This window comes from Kineococcus glutinatus, from assembly GCF_039542765.1.
GTDB classification, from domain to species: domain Bacteria; phylum Actinomycetota; class Actinomycetes; order Actinomycetales; family Kineococcaceae; genus Kineococcus_A; species Kineococcus_A glutinatus.
Map to the genome: position 1 here is coordinate 1 of NZ_BAABIL010000671.1, position 2,238 is coordinate 2,238.

The 2,238-nt window shown below is 77.3% G+C and carries 3 protein-coding genes; all 3 read right to left on the minus strand.

Annotated features, from left to right (window positions below; genetic code table 11):
- Positions 1-482, minus strand: a 482-nt coding sequence (locus ABEB16_RS19895) for a MaoC family dehydratase (RefSeq protein WP_345713936.1), incomplete at its 3' end; no start/stop codon positions are given.
- Positions 479-1,687: an acyl-CoA dehydrogenase family protein gene (locus tag ABEB16_RS19900; protein ID WP_345713937.1), complete on the minus strand. Its 1,209-nt coding sequence runs from the start codon at positions 1,685-1,687 to the stop codon at positions 479-481. The genes ABEB16_RS19895 and ABEB16_RS19900, both read right to left, overlap by 4 nt.
- Positions 1,684-2,238 (minus strand): acyl-CoA carboxylase biotin carboxyl carrier protein subunit (locus ABEB16_RS19905; protein WP_345713938.1); only part of this gene is annotated, 555 nt, incomplete at its 5' end. The genes ABEB16_RS19905 and ABEB16_RS19900, both read right to left, overlap by 4 nt.

Sequence of the window (2,238 nt, forward strand, 5' to 3'; positions counted from 1 at the left end):
AGCCGCACGAGGACGGCGCGCACCGCCACCGCCACGACGGTGCCGTCCTGGTTGCGGGCGGTGTGCTCCAGGGTCACGACCCCCTCGCCGGGCCGGCTCGCCGAGACGCGCCTGGCGAGCACGACGGTCTCCGCGTAGAGCGTGTCGCCGTGGAACACGGGCGCCGGGAAGCGCACCTCGGAGAACCCCAGGTTCGCCACCGTCGTCCCCCGCGACAGGTGGGCCACCGAGAGCCCGACGAGGGTGGACAGCGTGAAGAGGCTGTTCACCAGGCGCCGGCCGAAGGGCTGCGAGGCGCTCCACGCGGCGTCCAGGTGCAGCGCCTGCGGGTTCATCGTGAGCGTGGAGAACAGCACGTCGTCGGCCTCCGTCACGGTCCGGCCCGGCCGGTGCCGGTAGAGGACCCCGGTCTCGAACTCCTCGAACCACAACCCGCGCTGCTCGACCACCCGCGGCCGCCCGGGCACCTCCCCGCCGCTCATGCCGGCCCCGGCAGCCCGAGGTGGCGGGCGATGAGCACGCGCTGCACCTCCGAGGTCCCCTCGCCGATCTCCAGGACCTTCGCATCCCGGTAGAACCGCCCGACGAGGCTGTCGTTGGTGAAGCCCTCCCCGCCGAACACCTGCACCGCGGCGCGGGCGGTGCGCGCGGCGGCCTCGGTGGCGTAGAGCTTCGCGGTGCACGCCTCGCGCCCGTACGGCCTGCCGGTGTCGGCCAGCCACGCCGCCCGCCACGTCGCGTCCCGCGCCAGCTGCGCGGCCACGGCCATGTCGGCGATCGGGAACGCCACCCCCTGGTTGGCGCCGATGGGCCGGCCGAACGCCTGCCGCTCGCGGGCGCGGGCGGTGCACGCGTCCAGGCAGCCCTGCAGCATCCCCACCGCCAGCGCGGCGATCGCGACCCGCCCGGCGTCCAGCGCACCGAGGAAGGTGCGCAGCCCCGCCCCGCGCGCGCCCAGGGTGTTCGCCACCGGCACCCGGCAGCCGCGGAACACCAGGTCGCGGTTGTCGATGGTGCGCCAGCCGACGAGGTCGTTGCGCGGCTGCGGTTCGAACCCCGGGGTGCCGGCCGGCACGATGACGGTGCTGACCTCCGGGCGGCCGTCGGGCCGGGTCCCGGTGACGGCGGTGACCGTGACGTGGGAGGTGATGGCGCTGCCCGCGTTGCCGATGAACGCCTTGCGCCCGTCGATCACCCACTCCCCGCCGTCGAGGCGGGCGCGGGTGCGCAGCCCGAGGTTGTCGCTGCCACCGCCGGGTTCGGTGAGCCCGAAGCCGGCGACCTTCTCCCCGCGCAGCAGCGGCCCGAGCCAGCGCTGCTTCTGCTCGGCCGTGCCGGCCCGGTGCAGCGGCGCGGCGCCGAGGCCCGCGGCGGACTCCAGGGTGATGCCCAGGGACTGGTCGACGCGGCCGATCTCCTCCACCACCAGGCACAGCTCCAGCAGGCCGCCGCCGCTGCCGCCGTCGGCCTCGGGCACGCCGAGGCCGAAGAACCCCTCCGCGCCCATCGCCCGGACGAGCTCCACCGGGTACTCCCCGCGGCGGTAGAGGTCCGCGGCGACGGGTGCGACGCGCTGCTGCGCGAACTCCCGGGCCCGGGCGCGCCACTCCTGCTGCGCCGCCGTCAGCCCGAACGAGGGCCCGGTGGCCGTCGTGGGGCCCGTGGCGGGGGCCGTGCTGGTGCTCATGCCGTGCTCCTTCCCCCGGGGTCCCCGGTGGGTTCCACCTGCGCGATGCGCTCGCCCAGGGCGACGCGGTCCCCGACGGCGACGTCGACGGTCGTGACGAGACCGTCGACGGGGGAGCGCACGGGCAGCTGCATCTTCATCGCCTCCAGCACCGCCAGGACGTCCCCGGCCGCCACCCGCCCGCCGGGCCGCGCGGGCACCGCGACGACGGTGCCGGGCACCGGTGCGGTGGGGGAGCCGGTGCCCGCCGGTGCCGCGGCGGTGGTGGCCTCCCGGTGCAGCAGGCGCACCGCCTCGCCGCGGTGCACGACCACGACCTCCTCCGCGCCGGTCTCCACCACGAACGCCAGCACCCGCCCGTCGATCTCCAGCCGCAGCGCCACGGCACCCGTCCGGGTGTGCGCCCCCAGGTCCTCCCGGCCCGCCTCGCGCACCCGCCACACCCGGCCGGGGGCGGCGGCGCCGGGCACCTCCTCGCCCGCGCGGCCCGCGGCCCGCACCACCCGCAGCTCCCACCGCTCCCCGCCGGCCGCCAGCCGCACGCGCACCCC